22 protein-coding genes are annotated in these 20,110 nt (G+C 67.8%); 15 read left to right on the forward strand and 7 right to left on the reverse strand.

All coding sequences use genetic code 11. The features are described 5' to 3' along the window. Nucleotides 1-28: 28 nt before the first annotated feature. Nucleotides 29-847, reverse strand: a complete 819-nt coding sequence (locus NGM10_RS05865; protein WP_253482865.1) for a class I SAM-dependent methyltransferase — start codon at nt 845-847, stop codon at nt 29-31. Nucleotides 848-960: 113 nt separating this feature from the next. Between NGM10_RS05865 and NGM10_RS05870 the strand changes: the two genes are divergently transcribed. The 3 genes from NGM10_RS05870 to NGM10_RS05880 all read left to right on the forward strand — a co-directional run bounded on the left by NGM10_RS05870 (nt 961) and on the right by NGM10_RS05880 (nt 2,711). Beyond that, the gene (locus NGM10_RS05870; protein ID WP_253482867.1) at nt 961-1,464 is read left to right on the forward strand and encodes a DUF192 domain-containing protein; all 504 of its coding nucleotides are present in this window, start codon (nt 961-963) and stop codon (nt 1,462-1,464) included. A 221-nt stretch (nt 1,465-1,685) separates the two neighbouring features. Then, entirely contained in the window at nt 1,686-2,366 is a 681-nt protein-coding gene (locus NGM10_RS05875) for an AzlC family ABC transporter permease (RefSeq protein WP_253482869.1), read from the forward strand. After that, nucleotides 2,367-2,711: an AzlD domain-containing protein gene (locus NGM10_RS05880; RefSeq protein ID WP_253482871.1), complete on the forward strand. Its 345-nt coding sequence runs from the start codon at nt 2,367-2,369 to the stop codon at nt 2,709-2,711. Nucleotides 2,712-2,794: 83 nt separating this feature from the next. Here NGM10_RS05880 and NGM10_RS05885 read toward each other — a convergent pair whose 3' ends face one another. Beyond that, nucleotides 2,795-3,628, reverse strand: coding sequence for a deoxyribonuclease IV (locus NGM10_RS05885; protein WP_253482873.1), 834 nt, complete (start codon nt 3,626-3,628; stop codon nt 2,795-2,797). An 86-nt stretch (nt 3,629-3,714) separates the two neighbouring features. Between NGM10_RS05885 and NGM10_RS05890 the strand changes: the two genes are divergently transcribed. Together NGM10_RS05890 and NGM10_RS05895 are read left to right on the forward strand one after the other, a co-directional pair. Continuing rightward, nucleotides 3,715-4,245: a redoxin domain-containing protein gene (locus tag NGM10_RS05890; RefSeq protein ID WP_253482875.1), complete on the forward strand. Its 531-nt coding sequence runs from the start codon at nt 3,715-3,717 to the stop codon at nt 4,243-4,245. 78 nt (nt 4,246-4,323) lie between these two features. Then, the gene (locus tag NGM10_RS05895; RefSeq protein ID WP_253482878.1) at nt 4,324-4,944 is read left to right on the forward strand and encodes a hypothetical protein; all 621 of its coding nucleotides are present in this window, start codon (nt 4,324-4,326) and stop codon (nt 4,942-4,944) included. Nucleotides 4,945-5,097: 153 nt separating this feature from the next. Here the strand turns inward: NGM10_RS05895 and NGM10_RS05900 are convergent, their stop codons facing one another. Next, on the reverse strand, nt 5,098-5,985 hold the full coding sequence (locus NGM10_RS05900) for a lipoate--protein ligase family protein (RefSeq protein WP_253482881.1): 888 nt from the start codon (nt 5,983-5,985) through the stop codon (nt 5,098-5,100). Nucleotides 5,986-6,254: 269 nt separating this feature from the next. Between NGM10_RS05900 and NGM10_RS05905 the strand changes: the two genes are divergently transcribed. Continuing rightward, nucleotides 6,255-6,725, forward strand: a complete 471-nt coding sequence (locus tag NGM10_RS05905) for a YbhB/YbcL family Raf kinase inhibitor-like protein (RefSeq protein WP_253482884.1) — start codon at nt 6,255-6,257, stop codon at nt 6,723-6,725. 276 nt (nt 6,726-7,001) lie between these two features. Continuing rightward, on the forward strand, nt 7,002-7,919 hold the full coding sequence (locus NGM10_RS05910) for a serine/threonine-protein kinase RIO2 (RefSeq protein ID WP_253482887.1): 918 nt from the start codon (nt 7,002-7,004) through the stop codon (nt 7,917-7,919). Here NGM10_RS05910 and NGM10_RS05915 read toward each other — a convergent pair. Next, a complete protein-coding gene (locus NGM10_RS05915) occupies nt 7,908-8,054 on the reverse strand; it encodes a DUF1328 family protein (protein ID WP_368408658.1) in 147 nt (48 codons plus the stop codon). The two genes, NGM10_RS05910 and NGM10_RS05915, sit on opposite strands and share 12 nt — an antisense overlap. Before the next feature lie 355 nt (nt 8,055-8,409). On the opposite strand from NGM10_RS05915, the gene NGM10_RS05920 reads away from it, so the two are divergent. The 3 genes from NGM10_RS05920 (at nt 8,410) to NGM10_RS05930 (ending at nt 10,769) form a co-directional block, all read left to right on the forward strand. Continuing rightward, nucleotides 8,410-9,000 (forward strand): 50S ribosomal protein L15e, encoded by a 591-nt coding sequence (locus NGM10_RS05920; protein ID WP_253483772.1) that lies wholly within the window; start codon nt 8,410-8,412, stop codon nt 8,998-9,000. A 270-nt stretch (nt 9,001-9,270) separates the two neighbouring features. Next, a complete protein-coding gene (gene ubaA / locus NGM10_RS05925; protein WP_253482892.1) occupies nt 9,271-10,086 on the forward strand; it encodes an SAMP-activating enzyme E1 in 816 nt (271 codons plus the stop codon). A gap of 116 nt (nt 10,087-10,202) precedes the next feature. Further along, entirely contained in the window at nt 10,203-10,769 is a 567-nt protein-coding gene (locus NGM10_RS05930; protein ID WP_253482895.1) for a DoxX family protein, read from the forward strand. A gap of 68 nt (nt 10,770-10,837) precedes the next feature. Here the strand turns inward: NGM10_RS05930 and gfo6 are convergent, their stop codons facing one another. Beyond that, nucleotides 10,838-11,914: a D-xylose 1-dehydrogenase Gfo6 gene (gene gfo6 / locus NGM10_RS05935; RefSeq protein ID WP_253482897.1), complete on the reverse strand. Its 1,077-nt coding sequence runs from the start codon at nt 11,912-11,914 to the stop codon at nt 10,838-10,840. Between the two features lie 150 nt (nt 11,915-12,064). On the opposite strand from gfo6, the gene NGM10_RS05940 reads away from it, so the two are divergent. Next, a complete protein-coding gene (locus NGM10_RS05940) occupies nt 12,065-13,192 on the forward strand; it encodes a hypothetical protein (RefSeq protein ID WP_253482900.1) in 1,128 nt (375 codons plus the stop codon). A 333-nt stretch (nt 13,193-13,525) separates the two neighbouring features. Here the strand turns inward: NGM10_RS05940 and NGM10_RS05945 are convergent, their stop codons facing one another. Together NGM10_RS05945 and NGM10_RS05950 are read right to left on the reverse strand one after the other, a co-directional pair. After that, nucleotides 13,526-14,161: a DsbA family oxidoreductase gene (locus tag NGM10_RS05945; protein ID WP_253482903.1), complete on the reverse strand. Its 636-nt coding sequence runs from the start codon at nt 14,159-14,161 to the stop codon at nt 13,526-13,528. 64 nt (nt 14,162-14,225) lie between these two features. Then, entirely contained in the window at nt 14,226-15,128 is a 903-nt protein-coding gene (locus tag NGM10_RS05950; RefSeq protein ID WP_253482906.1) for a hypothetical protein, read from the reverse strand. A 198-nt stretch (nt 15,129-15,326) separates the two neighbouring features. Here NGM10_RS05950 and NGM10_RS05955 point away from each other — a divergent pair, with 198 nt between their 5' ends. Genes NGM10_RS05955 through pstB form a run of 4 tightly spaced genes read left to right on the forward strand, consistent with a single transcriptional unit; the run spans nt 15,327 to nt 20,105 of the window. Further along, a complete protein-coding gene (locus NGM10_RS05955; RefSeq protein WP_253482908.1) occupies nt 15,327-16,502 on the forward strand; it encodes a substrate-binding domain-containing protein in 1,176 nt (391 codons plus the stop codon). 47 nt (nt 16,503-16,549) lie between these two features. Next, nucleotides 16,550-17,662, forward strand: a complete 1,113-nt coding sequence (gene pstC / locus NGM10_RS05960) for a phosphate ABC transporter permease subunit PstC (protein ID WP_253482910.1) — start codon at nt 16,550-16,552, stop codon at nt 17,660-17,662. Continuing rightward, nucleotides 17,659-19,209, forward strand: a complete 1,551-nt coding sequence (gene pstA / locus NGM10_RS05965; protein WP_253482912.1) for a phosphate ABC transporter permease PstA — start codon at nt 17,659-17,661, stop codon at nt 19,207-19,209. The genes pstC and pstA overlap by 4 nt, the downstream gene beginning before the upstream one ends. Beyond that, nucleotides 19,206-20,105: a phosphate ABC transporter ATP-binding protein PstB gene (gene pstB / locus NGM10_RS05970; protein ID WP_253482913.1), complete on the forward strand. Its 900-nt coding sequence runs from the start codon at nt 19,206-19,208 to the stop codon at nt 20,103-20,105. The genes pstA and pstB overlap by 4 nt, the downstream gene beginning before the upstream one ends. The last annotated feature ends 5 nt before the right edge of the window (nt 20,106-20,110 follow it).

Below are 20,110 nucleotides of genomic sequence, written 5' to 3' on the forward strand. Positions count from 1 at the left end.
AGGACCGATTCTGATAGGTCTTTAGGTGTCAGACCGACCCGACCGTCACGTAGAACGGGACGACCTCGGCCCGCCGGTACTCCTCCTCGCGCATCTGGTCGATAACGTCCCGACCCATCTCGCGCCAGTCGGTCCGGAGGTCGTCGTACTCCTCGACCGAGAGGTCCCCGCGGAGCAAAGTCGGCCGGTCGTCGGCCAGTCCCTCGCCGCTGGCCTTCCGGCGGGCGGCCCGGAGGTCGCGCTCGGCGTAGGGCGGGTCGACGGTCCGGGTGTGGTGGTACCGCCGGGTCGCGATGTCCGAGAGGTCGGCCTCCGCAAACGCCTCTCGGACGCCCTCGCCTCCGAGGGTCACGTCGGTCTCGACGCCGTCGAGGTACGCCCGGCGGGCGCGGGCCGCGAGGTCGCTCTCGGCGTCGACGGTCGACTCGACCGACACCGCGGAGTTGTCGGGTTCGACCGCCGCCACGAGGTCGGCGGAGACCCGCCGGAACTCCGCGACCGCGGCGACGGGGTCGGGGAGATTGATGAGCAGGGCCTGACAGACCACGAGGTCGAAGGCGTCGTCCTCGAACGGAAGCCGGAGCGCGTCGCCCGCGACCACGGGGAGGGCGCGACGGTCCGGTGGACCGTCGCGCCCGCTCGCGACCCGGAGGAGGTCGCGGTCGGCGTCGCAGCCGACCACCTCGCCGGGGCACTCCTCGGCGAGGACGCGGGCGAGTTCGCCCGTGCCGCATCCCACGTCGAGGACCCGCTCGCGGGAGGCGAGTTCGAGGTCGGCGAGCGCCTCGCGGTCGTCCCACATCCCCCGGCGGGTGTCCCGGAGGTAGTCGGCGGAGAACTGTCGCACGGTGTTCGGTCGGGCTACGGACCGGGGGTGGAAAAGTGGGACGATTCGGGCGAGCGTTCTCGTCCCGGCCGAACGACGACAGAGATTAGGCGATGGCCCCGAGAGGCCCATTCGTGAACCGAACGGACGCGACGCAGTACGCCCTCAGAGCGGTAGGAGTGGCCGTGGTCGCGGGGGTGGTCCTGTTCCACACCGGACTGCTCCCGGTCGGCGGGGCGGTCGACCCCGACCGCGGGCTCGGAGTCACCGACTGCGACGACACCGAGAAAGGGAGCCTCACCGTCGGCGTCGCCGAGACGTTCACCGAGCGGTACGTCGGCCTGAGCCGGACCGACTCCCTCGGGACCGGCGAGGGACTGGTGCTGGCGTACGACGAGCCGGGGTCGAAGGGCATCGCGATGCGGAACATGGACTTCGCCCTCGACGTGCTGTTCGTCTCCGAGGACGGCGAGATAACGAGAATCGAGACGCTCGACGCCCCCGACTCGGCCGTCGAGTACTACCTGACGTACGAGTCGGCGTCCGGTCCCGGCCGGTTCGTGGTCGAGACGAACGCGGGGTGGGCCGACGAGCGGGGAATCTCGCCCGGCGACTGCGTTCGCGGCCTTCCGGCGTAGGTAGGAGTCGAGGTCGCGGGTGGGTCGCGCGCGGAAACGAGCACATCCGTCCACCCCTCAGGACATCCGTCCACTCCTCCGGACACTCCTCCACTCCTCCGGACACTCCTCCACTCCTCCGGACACTCCTCCACTCCTCCGGGCGGGCGCTCTGAGAGCGCCCGCCCGGAGTTCGCCGCGAAGCCAAGGTTGATACCGCCTCGCGGGCCTACGGTTCGGTAGTGTCGTCACCACGCACGGACTTCCTCTCGGGCGTTCGAGTCTCTGTGCCCATCCTGCTCGGCATCGTCCCGTTCGGCATGGTCGCGGGCGTCGCCGCGGTCGGCGCGGGCATCCCGGCGGTCGAGGCGCTCGCGATGTCGGTCGTCATCTTCGCGGGGGCCTCCCAGCTCGCGGCCGCCGAGCTCGTCGGTCGGAACGCGCCCGCGGTCGTGGTCGTGTTCACGGTGCTGGTCATCAACCTCCGGATGGTGATGTACAGCGCGTCCATCGCGCCGTACTTCGCGCGCCAGTCGGCGAGGTGGAAGGCCGGGCTGTCGTACCTGCTGACCGACCAGGCCTACGCCGTCTCGCTGTTGCAGTTCGAGCGCGACGAGGAGACCTCCCGGCGGTGGTACTACCTCGGGGTGGCGGTTCCCCTCTGGGTGGTGTGGCAGATGGCCACCGTCGCGGGCATCGCGCTCGGGTCCGGGGTCCCCGACGGCTGGCAGCTCGACTTCGCGGTCCCGCTGGTCTTCCTCGCCGTGCTCGTCCCGGCGGTGACCGACCGCGCGACCGCCGCCGCGGCGCTCGTCGGCGGCGGGGTCGCCGTCGTTGCCAACGGTCTCCCGTACAATCTCGGGCTGATAACCGCCGCGGTCGTCGGCATCGTCACCGGCCTGCTGGTCGAGGAGGTGGCGTAGATGGCCGGGACCGACTACGGTTCCCTCGCGCTCTGGGCGGTCATCCTCGCGGCCGGTGTCGGAACGTTCGCGTTCCGGTTCTCGTTCATCGCGCTGTTCGGCCGTCTCGACGACGTTCCCGAGGGCGTCGAGCGCGCGCTCCGGTTCGTCCCCGCGGCGGTACTGGCGGCGCTCGTCGCGCCGGACCTGGTCTACGCCGACGGGGCGGTCGCGTTCACGCCCGCGAACCCGCGCCTGCTCGCGGGCGCGGTCGCGGCCGCGGTCGCGTGGCGCACGGAGGACATCGCGGCGACGCTGGTCGCCGGGATGGCGACGCTGTGGATGCTGGCGTTCGCGGTTCCCTGATTCGGCGTCACCGATTTCGAAGGGTCGTCGCGAGTGCGAGCGCATACCGGTGGCTCGGGCCGAATCCGAAAGAATGTGGGCCGTCAGTTCTCGCCGCGCAGTTCCCGCACCTTCTCGATGTTCCACGCGAAGCCCCGGCCGTCCTCGTGGGGCGTCTCCAGCGCGAGCGGCACGTCCTCGATGGCGGGGTGGTTGACGAACGCCCGCATGCCCTCCTCGCCGATGAGGCCCTCGCCGATGTGAGCGTGTTCGTCCTTGTTGGTGCCACACTCGTGCTTGGAGTCGTTGAGGTGGACGTACTTCAGGTGGTCGAGGCCGACCACGTCGTCGAACTCCGCGACGGTCTCCTCGACGGCCGCCTCGCTGGAGAGGTCGTAGCCCGCCGCGAACGCGTGGGCGGTGTCGAGACACACGTCGAGGTCCTGCTCGGAGCGGTCGAGCACCTCCGCGAGGTGTTCGAAGTCCCCGCCCAGCTTGGTGCCGCTCCCAGCGTCGCTCTCGACGAGGACTGTCACGCCGTCGGGGATGTCGAGCTCGTCGAGCGCGCTGGCGGCGTTGTCGAGGCCGTTCTCGACCCCCGCGCCGGTGTGCGCGCCGAGGTGGACGTTGACGTACGGGATGTCGAGTCTGTCGGCGGCGTCGACCTCCTTCTGCATGCTGTCGATGGACTTCTCGCGGAGGCCCTCCTTGGGAGTGCAGAGGTTCACGAGGTACGACGAGTGGATGACCCACGGGCCGAGGTCCTCGGTGGCCGAGCCGTCGCGGAAGGCGTCGGCCTCACCCTCGCCGATGTTCGGGTCCTGCCACACCTGCGGGGAGTGGGTGAATATCTGACCGCAGTTGCCCCCGACCTCGATCTGGTTTGCTATCGCGTTGTCCAGGCCGCCAGCGATGGAGACGTGCGCTCCGACGTTCATGTGTGCTGGCAGGGATTCTGGGGGTATAGTGGCTTCGAAGGCGGCCGGAGCGAATTCTTAAGTCGGTTCGGTGACACCCCATCGCCATGAGCGATTCCCGCGGGTTGGCGGTCGGCGAGCGGGTTCCGGACGTGACCGAGACGCTGGTCCGTCCCGACGGCGACAGAGCAGAGGCGACGCTGTCGGAGCTCTACGACGAGAAACCGGTGCTGCTCTCGTTCTACACCAACGACTTCAGCCCCGACTGCATCGAGGAGTGGTGTTCGTTCCGCGACTACGACTGGTTCGCCAGCGGCGACGACGTGCGCGTGGTCGGGGTCAGCAAGTCCCGACCCTACACCCACCGGAAGTTCATCGACTACCTCGACCTGAACTTCCCGCTGTACGCCGACACCGACCTCGCCATCTCCGACGCGTTCGGCGTGACCTACCGCGTGTTCAAGGTCGCCGCGCGGTCGCGCCGGTCGTGCTTCCTCGTGGACACCGACGGCGTGGTCCGGTACAAGTGGGTGGGCGAACACCCGCTGGACCCGACCCGCGACACCCCGCCGGTCGCCGACGTTCACGAGGCCATCGTCGAGGAGTTCGGCGACGACCCCGAGACGTTCGGGTTCTGATCGGAGCCTTTCGGAGTGCCGCATCCACCCACATATCAATAGCTACAAATATGCGGGTTCGAATGCACCAAACACCGAATGTCGAAAGAGGAACAGAAGACGAACACACGAGCTCCGGAGACGGCGGAGAGAGACGTATTAGCGTCAGCTTGTGAGGAATCTCGTGAGGTTCTCGACCACCAGTTATCCGTCCAAGAGGATATGGACGACAAAGCACTGTGGTCGGTTCGGAGTGCAGTTATCGTCCTCGGGTTATTACTTTCCGCAGGGTCACTAGGCAATCTCCCCCAATTCCTCACCCTTCCGTGGTACATTCACGGGGTCGTCGGTCTCGGAGTGGTTTCACTGCTTTTCTCAGTGCTTTTCGGTATCGGGACGTATACGATGACGCGAACGTATCCTGGTATCGGACATCAACGCCGGATTGAGTCACACCAGGGAGAATACGACCGTCACGAATGGTATTCGCGCTTACTTTACGACTATCAGTTGTGGATTACCGGCCAAGAAGCGTGGAATGAGCAGAACGGTTTCTACCTCTTCGTCACTCACTCATTGTTGCTCTCGGGAACGGCGGCAATCGTACTCGCAGGCGTAATCAGTCTCTATACGATGTACAGTTCGGCCTCTCGAATCGCACTCGTGGTCGGCTCATCAGTTCCAGTATTGGCAGTGGTTTTATTGCTCCGGCGACGATAGAGCGAATCGAATACTAATGGCTGACGTTCAGGACAACGATCCGAACGGTCATCGGTCACACAAAGCCCCGGCGTCCGTTCGGAAGTTGCTTGCACGACTCGGGTTCAAGCCGCCCCGAGAGCCGTCGGACCATTCTCACAGCGAAGAGTAGCGCTATTCCGTCGGGTCCTCGCGCTCCCGGACCCACGCGTCGCTCTCGAACTTCTCCGCCGCTCGCTCGCGCGCCCGCGACAGCTCGTCGTCGGTCCACGACCCCTCCTCGGCGTCGGCCCACTCTCGGAGGGCCTCCTCGACGGCCTCGACCGCTTCCTCGCGGCTCGGTCCCCCTCGCTCGCGAGCAGGGTCGCGCGCGGCGCGACCCTGCTCGCGCATCGTGGTCACGCGCTCGCGGAACTCCTCGGGAGTGGTGTCGGGGGCCGAGAAGACCCCGAGGTGGCGCTCGGCGTCGAGGTCGAACTTCAGCGAGCCGTGCTGGATGACCGCGTCCTTCCGGCGGTACTGGGCGTTTCCGGATATCTTGCGCGCGTGCCCACCGCCACGGTCGGACGAGGCGGCTCCGGCCGCCGAGCCTCCGGCCACCACGTCGTGGGCCGGGTGGAGTTCCCGGAGGTAGCACGCTGGCTGGTGGATGGCCGGAAGCTTCTCGTCGGTGAACCGGGCGTCGATTCCGAGTCGGTCGAACGCGTCGAAGACGGGTTCGCAGAGCAGTTCGTAGGTGTCCATCAGGTCGCCCGGGAGTTCGTCGGCGGGCGCGACGATGGAGTAGGAGATGTCACCGCGGCGGTCGTGGTAGATGCCGCCGCCGCCGGTGGGTCGCCGGGTGACGGTGATTCCCTCGCGGTCGCAGTACTCCCACGCCACGGTCTCGGGCTCCTGCCGGTAGCCCAGCGAGAGAGTGCTGGGGTCCCACTGGTAGACCCGAACGGTCCGCGGACCGCCCTCGGCGGCCGTCTCCGCGGCGATCTCGTCGAGCGCCATGTTCATCGGTCCGCGGCGGGACTCCTCGCGAATCAGCCGCCACTCGCGGTCGGACAGCGCCATGCCCGGGGGTTCGCGCGAGGCGACCAAGTGGGTTGCGAAGACCCGCCCCGCGAACGCGACGGCAAGAGTTAAGTGTTTTAGGTACGCCTAAAAAGGTATGGGGACGAAGCGACTCGGCAACAAGCGGGCGAAGCGGAGCCGGACGTGGGCGTACGTGTGCGCGACCCTGTTCGGCACGAGCGAAGGGTCGACCGCCGACGCCGCCGACGACCGATAGGCCGCCACGGCTATCAGGGCCGACGGCGAGTGGGAACGTTGGAGGGCCACCCATGTCCGAACTCTCCTTTCGCACCCCGGCGTTCACACACGGCGAATCGATTCCGGCCAAGTACACCTGCGAGGGCGAAGACGTCTCCCCCGAGTTGACCGTCGGGAACGTCCCCGGCGACGCCGCGGCGCTCGCGGTGGTGGTCGACGACCCCGACGCGCCCGCGGGAACCTTCACCCACTGGTTGCTCTGGAACGTCCCCGCCGACACCGTCGAGCTCCCGGAGGGCGTGGCGGCCCGCGAGCAAGTCCCGGACCTCGGCGGGGCCAAGCAGGGCGAGAACGACTTCGGCGACGTGGGATACCGGGGACCGTGCCCGCCGGAGGGCGAGACCCACGAGTACCGGTTCACGCTGTACGTGCTCCACGAGGAACTCGACGTGGACGCGGGCGCGGTCCGCACGGAAGTGCAGGACGCGCTCGACGGCGCGACCGACGACTCCGCGCAGTTCACCGCCATCTTCGGACGCTGACCGAGCGGGCCGGAACCGTCGGGGGAAGGGTCCGAGAAACGACCCGTTGAACCGCCCCGACGTTCGACACCTTTCGACCGGCGAATCGCGAGACGCCGGTTTTTCCGCACCTGCACCGCTTCTTCCGCGGGGTCGAGCGAGCGTCCCCGTCCCCCGGACGCGCGACATTTGGTATATCGGATAGTAGTTTATGGCATGCGGGCGGCGGTCGCGTGACGCGGTCGGCGAGCCGCCGACGCGCGGGGCTTTTACCCGGCGGGCGTGTAGGCGGAGGTGATGGTCCAGAACGTCGCGGGCATGCTGCGGGAGCTGGAGCCCGAGGACTTCCACCTGCTGTCGGGCGTCGAGCAGGGCATGCGGTTCTCGGAGTGGGTCGCTCGCGAGAAGATTCCGGAGTTCGCGCGGCTCACCCCCGAGGAGGTCGACTACCGGCTCGACAGGTGTCTCGACCGCGACCTCGTAGAGCGCAAGACGATACAGTACGAGGGCTATCGGCTCAAGTTCGAGGGGTACGACGCGCTCGCGCTCCACACCTTCGCCGAGCGCGAGTCCATCGAGGGGTTCGGCGCCCCCCTCGGGGTGGGCAAGGAGAGCGACGTCTACGAGGTCCAGTCGTACAAACCGTTAGCGCTCAAGTACCACCGCGAGGGGTTCACCAACTTCCGGGAAGTGATGAAAGAGCGCGACTACACCTCCGACCGCGAGCACGTCTCGTGGCTCTACACCGCCCGGAAGGCGGCCGAGCGCGAGTACGACGCGCTCGAAACCCTCTATCCCGACGTTGCGGTCCCTCGACCCGTCGACCACAACCGCCACGCCATCGTGATGGAGAAGATAGACGGCGTCGAGCTCTCGCGGACGAGACTCGAAGACGAGCAGGTGGTCCCGGTCCTCGACCTGATACTCTCGGAGATGGCCGCCGCCTACGAGGAGGGGTACGTCCACGCCGACATGAGCGAGTACAACGTCTTCGTCAACAGCGAGGGCATCACCATCTTCGACTGGCCCCAGGCCACCCCGACCGACCACGAGAACGCCGAGGAGTTCCTCGAACGCGACGTGAAGAACGTGGTCGGATACTTCCGGCGGAAGTACCCCCGTCTGATGGTCGAGAACGTGGACTCGGCGGCGCTGGCGGCCGACATCGCCGAGAGCGCGTTCGAGACGGTCGGCGACTACGGGTCACAGGACTAGCGACACGACCGCCAGCACGAGGAACGCGATCACCAGCCACTTGGCGATGTCCATCGAGAGCCCCGCGACGCCGCCAGCCCCCAGCGCCCCCGCGATGAGCGCGAGCACGAAGAACGCGATGGCGAGTTCGAGAATCGCCATGCTATCGACCCCCCGCTGGCCGCGTCGGTCGGTCGGCGATGCACTCGCGACGCGATTGGGTGAGCGTCATGGAGACGAGTAGGGCGGGAGCGTCCTTAGTTACCGGCCAGCTATACGGTCGAAATCCGGGATTGGCGAGCGCAAGCGACGGGAACGTCTGCAACGGAAGACGAAGGCCTTAAACCCGAACGACGAGAAATATCGGGTGACTCGCTGGGGAACGGGCACCAGCGGGCACCTGTGGGCCGCGGGCGCGCAGAACTGCGCGCCCGCGGCCGCAGGACGGGATGTGGCCCTCGAAACGTCGGCGTTTCGGGCGCTGAACCACCCAACGCCCGTGGTGATACACATGGCAAAGAGCTTCTATTCCCACATCAAGGAAGCGTGGAAGGACCCGGACGACGGCGATCTCGCCGAACTCCAGTGGCAGCGAAAGCAGGAGTGGCGCAAGCAGGGCGCTATCGAGCGCATCGAACGCCCCACCCGCCTCGACAAGGCCCGCGAACTGGGCTACAAGGCAAAGCAGGGCGTCGTGGTGGCGCGCGTCAGCGTCCGCAAGGGCTCGGCCCGCAAGAAGCGGTTCACGGCCGGTCGGCGCTCGAAGCGCCAAGGCGTCAACCGCATCTACCGGCGCAAGAACCTCCAGCGCATCGCCGAGGAGCGTTCGAGCCGGAAGTACCGAAACCTCCGCGTCCTCAACTCCTACTGGGTCGGCGAGGACGGCAGTCAGAAGTGGTTCGAGGTCATCCTGCTCGACCCCGAGCATCCGGCCATCGAGAACGACGACGACCTCAACTGGATCTGCGACGACGCCCACAAGGGTCGGGCCTACCGCGGCCTGACCAGCGCGGGACAGAGCAACCGCGGCCTCCAGCAGAAGGGCACGGGCACCGAGCACACCCGCCCGAGCAACAACAGCGGTCAGGGCCGCGCGAAGTAACCGACCGAAACTGCACGCTTTGCGCCCATTTTCGTTCTTTTTCGCCCCGCGAGCGGTGCGATTCTGCGGAGGGCTTTGCAGTCGTCGTTGCTGTTAGCGCTTTCAGTGGCTCGACGAGAGACGTGGTCGGCGGTTCGGATGCGGCGTCGAAGGAGTACAATTGCGACTCGCACGAGAGCCAGTAACTCCGACCGAAACCACAACCGCAACTGCATCCGCGACCACGACAGCGACCGCGGATTTATACCCGAAACCGCCCAACCATCAAGCATGAGCCTCTCGCTCGACCCGACCCAACTCGACCGCTACTCCCGGCACATCATCATGGACGAGGTGGGCCCGGAGGGCCAGCAGGCCCTCCTCGACGCCGCGGTGCTGGTCGTCGGCGCGGGCGGCCTCGGCGCGCCCGTCATCCAGTACCTCGCGGCCGCGGGCGTGGGTACGCTCGGGGTCGCCGACGACGACGTGGTGGAACTCAGCAACCTCCAGCGCCAGATAATCCACGGTGACGACGACGTTGGGCGTCCGAAGGTCGAGTCGGCGGCCGACTTCGTCGCCGACCTCAACCCCGACGTGGACGTGCGGACCCACGACACTCGCGTCGAACCCGACAACGTGGAGGGCCTGATTTCGGACTACGACTTCGTGGTCGACGCGACCGACAACTTCCGGACGCGCTACCTCGTCAACGACGCCTGCACGCTCTCGGGCACCCCCTTCTCCCACGGTGCCATCTACAAGTTCGAGGGGCAGGTCACGACCTTCACGACCGAGGGGCCGTGTTACCGGTGTCTGTTCCCCGAAGCGCCGCCCGAGGGGATGATCGCCGACTGCGCGAGTACGGGAGTTCTGGGCGTCCTGCCGGGCACCGTCGGGTGCATTCAGGCGACCGAGACCGTGAAGTGTCTACTCGGGGCGGGCGACCTCCTCGACGGCCGGATGGTGTTCTACGACGCCATGGCGATGAGCTTCGAGGAGGTCGAGTTCCGGCGGAATCCCGAGTGTCCGGTGTGCGGCGACGACCCCATCGAGTCGGTGGCGCAGGTCGAGTACGCCGAGGAGTCGTGTCCCGTGAACGCCGACTGACACTCGGAGGACCTCGCCAGCTTCATCGCCTCCGTCTACCGATTCCAGGGTTCTGGGAATCGCTCTCCCCTTATATGTTCTCCCGAATCCTTGCTTCACATGTGAGGTGACCGACGATGGCAACCAAACAGATCGGCGGGGCGAATCAGTTCGAGAGCACTATCGGCGGGGTGACCGTCCGAGGGAAGGCCCACAGCCTGAGCGCGTGGTTCGTGCTCGCGCTACGGCTCATGATGGGGTACGCGTTCCTCTACTCGGGCTGGGACAAGATCATGGCCGCCGAGCCGTTCAGCGCGGCTGGCTACCTGACCGGCGCGGTCCCTGACGCCAGCCCGATGGCGGGCGTGTTCGCCGCGATGGGCAACACCCCGTGGTTCGTCGAGTTCGTGAACGTCGCGGTCCCGTGGGGAGAGCTCCTCATCGGACTCGCCCTCATCGTCGGCGCGGTCGTCCGACTCGCCGCGTTCTGGGGCGCGTTCATGATGCTCATGTTCTACTTCGGCAACTGGGACGTGAGCCACGGAATCATCAACGGCGACTTCGCGTACATGCTCGTGTTCCTCGCGGTCGCGGCGTTCGGCGCAGGCCGCATCGTGGGACTCGACGCGCTCATCGAGAAGATCGACGTGGGCGGCCAGACGCTGGTCGAGCGCTACCCCAAGCTCCGGTACGTGCTGGGTTGAACCGAATAAATCTCTTTTCGATATATCGAATTTCCCAGACGGTCGCGTGACGGCGCGCTATCGAGCGGTCACACCTCCACCACTGACCCCTCCTCGGCGCTCTCGTAGACGGCCTCGATGGCCTCCACGTCCACCAGCCCGTGGCGACCGTCCGGGAGAATCTCGCCGCCGGTCCGGAGCTGGTGGGCGAAGTAGTCGAACTCCTCTAACATCTGGTCTCTCCGCTCGTATTCCACGTCGGCGCTCGTCTCGCCGACTTCGAGCGCGAACCCCCGGAACGCGCCGCCCATGAACGCGGGTTCGACGGTCAGTTCGCCCTCGGTGCCGACGACCTTGAGGTGGCCGCCCTCGTGGGCGTGCTGGCTCGCCGAGCAGGCCGCGAGCGTGCCGTCGTCGAACCGGACCTGGAAGGTCGCGCGCTCGTCGGGAACGTCGTCGAACGCCTCGTCCTCGGAGCGCGCGAACGCCGAGACCGCCTCGGGGTCGGCGTCGAGGACGAACCGCGCGGTGTTGAGGGGGTAGATGCCGAGGTCGGTGACCGACGCGCCGGGCCCGGCGAGGTCGGGGTCGAGCCGCCACTGGTCGGGGTCCGGAATCATCTCCAGCAACCGCTGGGACATGTGGCCGTGGACGAGGACTGGGTCGCCGAGAGCCCCGTCGGCGACGAGTTCGCGGGCGCGGCGTATCGCGGGTTCGGTCTGCATCCGGTAGGCCACCATCAGGGGCACCTCGTCCTCGCAGGCCTCGACCATCCGACGGGCGCGCTCGGCGGTGGCCTCCATCGGCTTCTCGCAGAGGACTGCCTTGCCGAACTCGGCCGCGGACTCGGCGAATTCGAGGTGGGTGGCGTTGGGCGTGCAGACGTAGACCGCGTCGTAGTCGTCGGTCGCCTCGCCGTCGTGGAAGTCGTCGTAGGTGAGCGCGCGGGCGTCGGCGTCGGTCTCGTCGGCGACCCCCTCGGCCTTCTCGGCGTCGCTACTGACGAGGACGCTCGTCTCGCAGAGTTCGGAGTCGGCGACCGCCGGAATGGCCTCCTCGCGGGTCCACCACCCCAACCCGACCATGGCGAACCGGACGGGGTCGAGGTCGGTCTCAGTCTGCCAGTCGCGCCGGTCGAAGTCGGCGAGCGCGTCGTGGATATCCATACCCGAACGTACACGCCCACCGGGACGTGCCTTTCGGGCGCATTCGGGGTCGCGGGGCGCGCCGCGTCGGCGCGCCCCGCGACCGGCCCGCAGGAGGCCTTGCTCGGATGATTCAACGGATACATACCCCTCTGCCACCGAAGCCTTGGCATGAACGGGACGAGCGAGAACGGGATGGCCGAACCCTCCGACCCGGCCCGCCGGACCGGCGGTCCGGCGGGCCGGGTCGTCGGGCTACTCGCGGTACTGGGAGCGGTTCCGGTCGCGTCGGCCCACGGCGGCTCTCACGGCCCGCCGATTCCGGAGTGGTCGGCGCTGGCGACGCTCGCGCTCGGAGTCGCGCTCGTCGACGCGGGCGTCTACGCGAAGCGGTCGGTCTCGCCCACGCTGGCGTTGGTCGGCGTCTTCGACGGCGTCGTGTTCGTGACGGTCGGGACCGTCGGACTCGTCCAGCTCTCGGGAATCGAGGCGATAGCCGCGAGCCAGCCCCCCGTCGAGAGCGCGTGGTACGGTGCGCCGACCCTCGGCGTCGGACTCGTCGCGGTGGTCGGCAGTCTCGTCGTCGGGCGGATGCGGTGGCCCGAGCGACCCAGATACGCCGCCCTCGGGATGGCGCTCGGAACGTGGGTCGCCTACCCCGTCTTCGTGCCCGGGGCGCTGACGAACCCCCTCGGATACCTGCTCGCGGTCGCGACCCCCGCGGTCGTCGGGTACGTCCTCTGGACCGACGCCAGAGAGTCGCTCGCGCGGGCGCTCGCCGACCGCGCCGCGCGGTGGTTCGGTGTCGGAATCGGTATCGCGACCGCGCTGGTGCTGGCGTTCTCGATGCGACTGGTCTCGCTCGTCGCCGAGTCGGGGACCGAGGGGGACCTGACCGACTTCGTCACGACGACCCGCATCGCCAAACCGCTCGTCTACTGGCCCGCGGTGGAGTTCCACGTCCACGAGTTCGTCGGGTTCGTCCCGGTCAGCGGCGTGGTCTCGGTCGGTCTGGTCGTGGTCGTGGGACTGGTGGCGACGCTGGTCGGACTCGCTGCGGCCGCGCTGGCCGCTCGGTGGCGCGCGAGCGACGCCGAGAGGTCGCCAGCGCTCCCCCTCGCGCTGGCCGTCGCGTTCTTCGCGCCGGTCCTCGCGGTCGTCGCGGCCGTTGCGGTCGGCCGGCCGGCCGCGCCGCTGTACTGGGTGTTCGTGGACCTCGCGTCGCCGCTCGGGGCGCTGTTCTTCGCCGCGAGCGTGGCGCTTCTGACGGGGACGCTGGTTCGTGCGAACGAGGAGTGAGACGGAAACGCGGAATCGACTGTTCGCGGATTCCTACTCCGGTCCTTGCATCCCGGCGCAGAACCTCGTCCTCGAATCCCGGCGCGCGCTGGCGCGACCCGGCTGTGTTGGGTCGCGCCATCAGCGCGCGAGGGAGGACTGAGCGACTGAAAGGAGCGAAGGAGTCGGCTGGGGAGGCCTGTGGTTGCGGTCTCATAGGTACCGGAGGTAGCTAGCTTCTTCTCACAGTTACCGGTTCGAACGGCGAGAAGCCAGCCACTTCCGGCACCTAGAAAGCCTACTCGCTCCGTTCACTCGCCCCTCGTCGAAGGCGAAAACACACGAAACCCGCTCTCACGCCCCGTCCACGAGTCGCCGGAACTGCTCGGGCGGAATCGCGCCGCGCGCGGCGTGCCCCTCGTAGACGAACGTCGGGATGCCCGACACGCCCGCCTGCTGGGCCGTCTCGAACCTCTCGCGGAGGTCGGCTTCGAGGTCGTCGTCCTCGGTCGCGGCCCGAACCGCGTCCGGGTCGACGCCCGCGTCGTCGGCGATGTCGGCCAGCACGTCCGGGTCGCCGATGTCCCGGCCCTCTCGCCAGAGCGCCTCGAAGACGGCCTCGTGGAATTCGAGGAAGGTCTCGCGGTCGTACTCGCGCCGGACGTGGAGGGCGGCCTGCTGGGCGTCCCACGAGTCCACGTCGAGCGAGAAGTCAAGCGTCATCTCCGCGTCGTATCGCTCTTTCAGGCGCTCGACGTTCTCGCGGACCTGCGCGAAGTAGTCGTCGTCCTTGCCGTCCTCGACGTCGTGGTCGATGGTGCCGTCGGGTCGGCGCTTGTACCCCCGGAGGTCGTAGAAGCGCCACTCCACCCTCGGCGGGTCGTCGGCCGATTCGAGGTACTCCTCCATCGCGGCCTTGCCGAGGTAGCAGAACGGGCAGACGTAGTCGGAGTAGACTTCGAGCGCGTCGTCGGCGGATGGCTGGCTCATGACCCGCAGTAGGGACCCGACACGGAAAAGTCGACCACCGGCGACCGGAATCGCCGGTTTCGGCTCACGATTCCCCCGGGTCGGTCGCGGGGCGATGGGTCTCGAACGCCGCGTGAACGTCGGCCCAGTCGAGCGGGGGTTCGAGGTCGGCGGTCTCGTCCTCGAACGCCCCAAGGTGTCCACCGAAGCGTTCTTCCCACTCGGGTCGAGCGAGGTCGTCGAGCCGGTCACCGACCTCCGACGTTCGCGTGTCGAGGTCGTCGAGCCGGTCGTCGAGTTCGACCAGTCGGTCGCCGCCGGGGTCCTCGCGGTCGGCCCACGTCCGGAGGTCGGCGAGTTCGGCCCGGGAATCGTCGAGCAGGAGCCCCACCACGCGGTGGCGGAGTCGCGCGTCGGCCCACGCGGCGCCGACGCCGTCGCCGTCGCCGTCGGACCCCTCGGCCGGTCGCCCGGCCGCCACCGCCTCGACCGTCGCCGTCAGGTCGGCGAGCGACTCCTCGACCGCGTCGATGTCGGCTTCGAGTTCGCTGTAGCGGGTCTCCGGGTCGGTGAGCCACCGCTCGAACGATTCGAGATCGGTCGAGAGTTCGTCGGCTGCCCCGTGGACCGCCGCGGCGTCGGCGGCGAGTCGCCGCCGGTCGGTCACCGCCTCGTCACCGGCGTCGCTGACCCGCTCGCACTCGACCAGCGCCCCGAGGTCGTCAGCGAGTTCGTCCCGCCTGTCGGTTATCGACGCCAGCCGCGACTCGTAGGCGTCGAGTCGCGTCGCGACGGCGTCGAGGTCGGGGACCGATTCGGCGGCCTCCCGGGCGTCCGACAGCGCCATGCTCGCCATCTCGGTGCGCGTCTCGGCGGTGGCGACAGCCATCGACGCGTCCCCGAGCGATTCGGCGGTGGCGTCCCCGAGCAGTCCGGTGGTGGCGTCGGCCGAACCCGGTTCGGCCGAATCGCCGTTCTCGCGGGTCATGTACCGGTGGTTGCGCCGACCGGCCGATATAGCTTCCGTCAGCTCCCTATATAGCGGTACGTGTCACAGGGGATCGGAAATAGCCGGGTTCGTACCGGTCTGTCGAATCAGAGCCGAATATATCGAGATTGAGACACCCGTACCACCCGATTCGGGTATTATAAACCGCTTTAGTAGTCTCTCCCGGCCATTCACCCGATGACGCAAGACACGGAGCGTCTGACCGACGTGGTATCGCGGCGGAAGTTCATCGCGGCGTCCGGTGCGGTCGGCGCGACCGCTCTGGCGGGGTGTTCGGGAAGCTCGGGAGGTCAAGACACGACCGAGGGGAGCGACGACGCTGGGAGCGACGAGGAATCCACCGAAGAGCCCACCGAGCAAGAGGACCAAGAGGAGGACTCCGAGTCCGGTAGCGAGGAGCCGCTGACCGCCGACGGGTCCTCGACGGTGTATCCAATCACGAGTCAGGCGGGGTCGCTCTGGAACGGCAACGCGCCCGCCGACGACGGGGAATACTGGGGCTCGAACGGCGAGGCGTCCGTCCCGGGCTGGGACCAGATCGAGACCGACAAGAACATGGCCGACTACTGGGCGGGCCTCTACGGCTTCGAGCCCAGCGGTGAGGAGGGCACGCCGCCGTTCTTCACGAGCATCGGTCTGAACCACACTGGGGTCGGCCTCGAAAAACTCGAGAAGGGGCAGGTGGACATCGGCGACGCGAGCGCCCCGGTCAGCGCGGAGTTCCCCGACCGCAGCGAGGAGGAACTCGAACCGTTCACCGACCACGTAGTCGGCGTCGACGCCCAGCCCATCGTCGTCAGTCAGGAGGTCTACGACGAGGGCGTGACCGAGCTCACGCTCGAAGACGTCCAAGCCATCTACCGCGACGAGATCACCAACTGGTCGGAGCTCGGCGGTCCGGACCGCGACATCCAGGCCATCGGCCGCGCGGAGGGGTCGGGAACCGACACCTCGTTCCGCAACAACGTTCTGGGCGACCCCGACGCCGAGATGCCCGGCGTCGACAGCCGCCACGGCCAGAACCAGCAAGTCAAGACGGTGGTCCAAGAGGCCGACAACGCGCTCGCGTACATCGCGCTCGCTTTCGTCGACGACACGACTCCCGCAATCGATCTCGAAATCGACGGTGAACGGTTCGAGTTCCCCGACGACTTCGGGTCGCTCGACTACCCGCTCTCGCGCGCGCTCCACACCTATACGTGGGACGGGACCTCCGAGAAGGAGGCGTCGTTCATCCGGATGCTCCTGCACGACTTCGGTCAGGAGATGTTCGTCGAGTCGGCCGACTATCTCGGAATCACGGACGACCGTCGCGAGGAGGAACTCGACAAGCTCCCCGAGCCGACGAACTGAGTCGGACGACCGAACATCGCGGTATTTGTTACAAACGGACACAATAAATGACCGATTCATCGATTCTCGGGGGCGACGTGCGGATTCGACGGCTGTTGGAGGCTCGGGGGGAGGCCGCCGGACTGCTCGCTGTCGGAGGGGTCTGCCTGCTCGCGGCCTTCGGGCTGTTCGTGCTGAACTCGACCGCCGCCGTGTTCCCGCTCGCCGGGTTCCTGGCCGCGACCGGCTACGGGTGGTACGCCCATCAGGCCGAGACCGCCCGCGCGCTCGCGTTCCTCGGGACGGTCTCGACCATCGTCGTCCTCGGACTCATCACGGTGTTCGTGTTCCTCGAAGCGCTTCCGGTGTTCCAGCGCATGGGCCTCGGGCTGTTCGGGTACACGGACCCCATCGAGGTGTTCGGCGTCACGCTGTTGCCCGGCGTCGAGTCGTACTGGAGCACGAGCGAACACGTCTACTCGCTGGTACCGATGGTCTGGGGGACGCTCGTCACGACGCTCATCGCGACGCTCATCGCGGGTCCGCTGGGCATCGCGGCGGCGGTGTTCCTCGCGGAGATCGCGCCGTCGCTCGTCCGGGAGACCGTCAAGCCCGGCGTCGAGATACTCGCGGGCATTCCCTCCATCGTGTACGGCTACCTCGGGTTCGTGACGCTCAACTCGTTCCTGTACGAACACCTCGAGATGGCCAACCTCGGGAGCCTGTTCCTCGTCGGGCTCGTCATCGGGCTGATGGCGCTCCCGACGGTCGTCTCGGTCGCCGACGACGCGCTCACGAGCGTGCCAGCGAGCATGCGAGACGGCTCGATAGCCATGGGCGCGACCGACTGGCAGACGATACGGAGCATCACGCTCCCCACGGCGCTGTCGGGGGTGTCGGCGGCCGTCCTGCTCGGCGTCGGCCGGGCCATCGGCGAGACGATGGCGGCGACCGTCATCCTCGGTCACAGCCAGCGCCTCCCCGAACCGCTTCAGGACGTGTTCGACAACACCGAGACGCTGACCAGCCTCATCGCCAGCCAGTACGGCAACGCCGACGGCCTGCACATGAACGCGCTGTTCACGGCGGGGGTCGTGTTGTTCCTGACGGTCCTCGGTCTCAGCGTGGTCGCCAGACGCATCGAGATACGGATGCAACGCAAGCTGGGAGGGAACGAATGAGCGTCGAACACGACTCCCCCCTCGTCTCCGACCGGACCGGCGTCGGCGAGAAGCTCGCCGCGAGCGTCGTGGGGGTCGGTCTCGGGGTGCTCGCGTTCGCGCTCTTGAGCGTCGTGCGCGTCCTGACCGAGGAGACATCGGTTCTCGGAATCGGACTGTACGACTTCCTCGCGTTCGGCGTGTTGGCGATGGGGCTCGGGGTCGCCGGGCTCGGAATCGCCTCCAAGGTCGACCTGCTCGAAACGACGCCCGACGAGACCGCGGGACTGGTCACCGCGGCGCTGTTCGGCGGCGGGGCGTTCGCGGTCGCCGGACTGGTCGCGTCCCAGACGCTCGGTCTCGGCACCGTCGGGTGGCTCGCGAGTTCGACCCTCGCGGGCGGTCTCACCCTCTTCGGGGTCGCGCTCGTGCCCGAGGACCTCGGCTCGACGCTTCCCGCCGGGATGGCCGCCGTCGGGACGGCGGCGCTCGTCCTCGCCGACGTGGTCGCGCCGGGGTTCTCGTGGCAACCAAACGGGTTCTCCGCGACGTTCACGGGCGCGATGATCGCGCCGATACTCCTCGCCGTGGCCGCGCTCGTGGCCGCGTGGGCGGCGGCGAAGGCCTACGAGGGCTACGGAAGCCGAGGCCGCCAGACCGCGGCGTATCTGCTCGTCGGGGTCAACGCGGTCGGAATCATCGCGGTCCTCGCCGCGCTCCTCGCGTTCGTCGCGTCGAAGGGCGTCGGTCCGGCGTTCGAGGGCTTCTCGCTCGTTCCGTTCGAGTGGCCGTTCGTCACGAACGGCTACTCGTACCGGCCCGACGTCGTCAACGGCGTGTTCCCGGCCATCGTCGGCACCGTCTGGCTCGTCGTCGGGGCGGTCCTCACGGGCGTTCCGGCCGCGGTCGCGGCGGCGGTGTTCCTCACGGAGTACGCCGAACAGGGCCGGTTCGTCGGCGCGGTCGAGATCGCCACGAACGGGCTCTGGAGCACTCCGAGCGTCGTCTTCGGGCTGTTCGGGTACGCCTTTCTCGTCCCGCGACTCGGCGGCAACACGTCGCTGCTCTCGGGGATGCTCGTCCTCGGGTTCATGCTGATGCCGCTCTGTCTCATCACCGCTCGCGAGGCCATCAAGGCGGTCCCCGACGAGTACCGCGACGCGAGCGCCGCCCTCGGCGTGAGCAAGTGGGAGACGATTCGGAGCGTGGTCCTCCCCGCGGCGGTGCCGGGGATACTCACGGGCGTCATCCTCGGGGTCGGCCGCATCGCCGGGGAGACCGCACCCATCCTGCTCGTGATGGCGGGCGGGCTCCGCGACGACGCGCCCGCGGTGCTCGGGTCGTTCGAGTTCACCGCGACGCCGCCGTTCGTCGCGAACGAGGCGCTGTTGCAGAGCGCGCCGGCGCTCCCCTACCAGCTGTACGCGACCATCACCGCGGGCGTCTCCGCCGAGAACGCCGAGGCGTTCGGATGGGGGACCGCGTTCGTCCTCCTAGTCGTGGTGCTGTCGTTCTACGCGCTCGGAATCGCCTCGCGAATCTACTTCAGACGGAGGCTGAACGCATGAGTGAAACCAGATCAGTGACCCAGACGACGGACGAACCGCAGACGACGACCGGCGAGAGTCGAGAGGAGAGCCGCCCGGAGTGGACCGCCTACGAGTTCGAGGGCGACGCGAAGCTCTCGGTGACCGACCTCGACGTTCACTACGGGGACGAACGGGCGATAGACGGCATCTCGATGGACATTCCCGAGCGCAGCGTGACGGCGCTCATCGGGCCCTCTGGATGCGGGAAGTCGACGTTCCTCAGGTGTCTCAACCGAATGAACGACCGAATCCGTTCGGCGAGCGTCGACGGCGAGGTTCGGTTCGACGGGCAGGACATCTACGAGGACGGCGTCGACCTCGTCGAACTCCGCAAGCGCGTCGGGATGGTGTTCCAAGCGCCGAACCCGTTCCCGAAGTCGATCCGCGACAACGTCGCCTACGGGCCGCGAAAGCACGGGACGGTTCGGACCGACCTCCTCGCGAAGCTCACCGGGCGCGCCGACACCGAGCGGGAACGCGAGATAGTCGAGCAGTCCCTGCGGAAGGCCGCCCTCTGGGACGAGGTGAGAGACCGGCTCGACGACAACGCGCTCGGGCTCTCGGGCGGCCAACAGCAACGGCTCTGCATCGCGCGGTGTCTCGCGACCGACCCCGAGGTCATCCTGATGGACGAACCCGCGTCGGCGCTCGACCCCATCGCGACCGCGAAGATAGAGGACCTCATCGACGACCTCGCACGAGAGTACACCGTGGTCATCGTGACCCACAACATGCAACAGGCCGCCCGCATCTCCGACCAGACCGCGGTCTTCCTCACCGGCGGCCGACTCGTCGAGTACGGCGACACCGACCAGGTGTTCGAGAATCCCCGCAGTCGGCGGGTCGAGGAGTACATCACCGGGAAGTTCGGGTGATTCGG

The organism is Halorussus salilacus, from assembly GCF_024138125.1.
In the GTDB taxonomy this organism is placed as follows: Archaea; Halobacteriota; Halobacteria; order Halobacteriales; family Haladaptataceae; genus Halorussus; species Halorussus salilacus.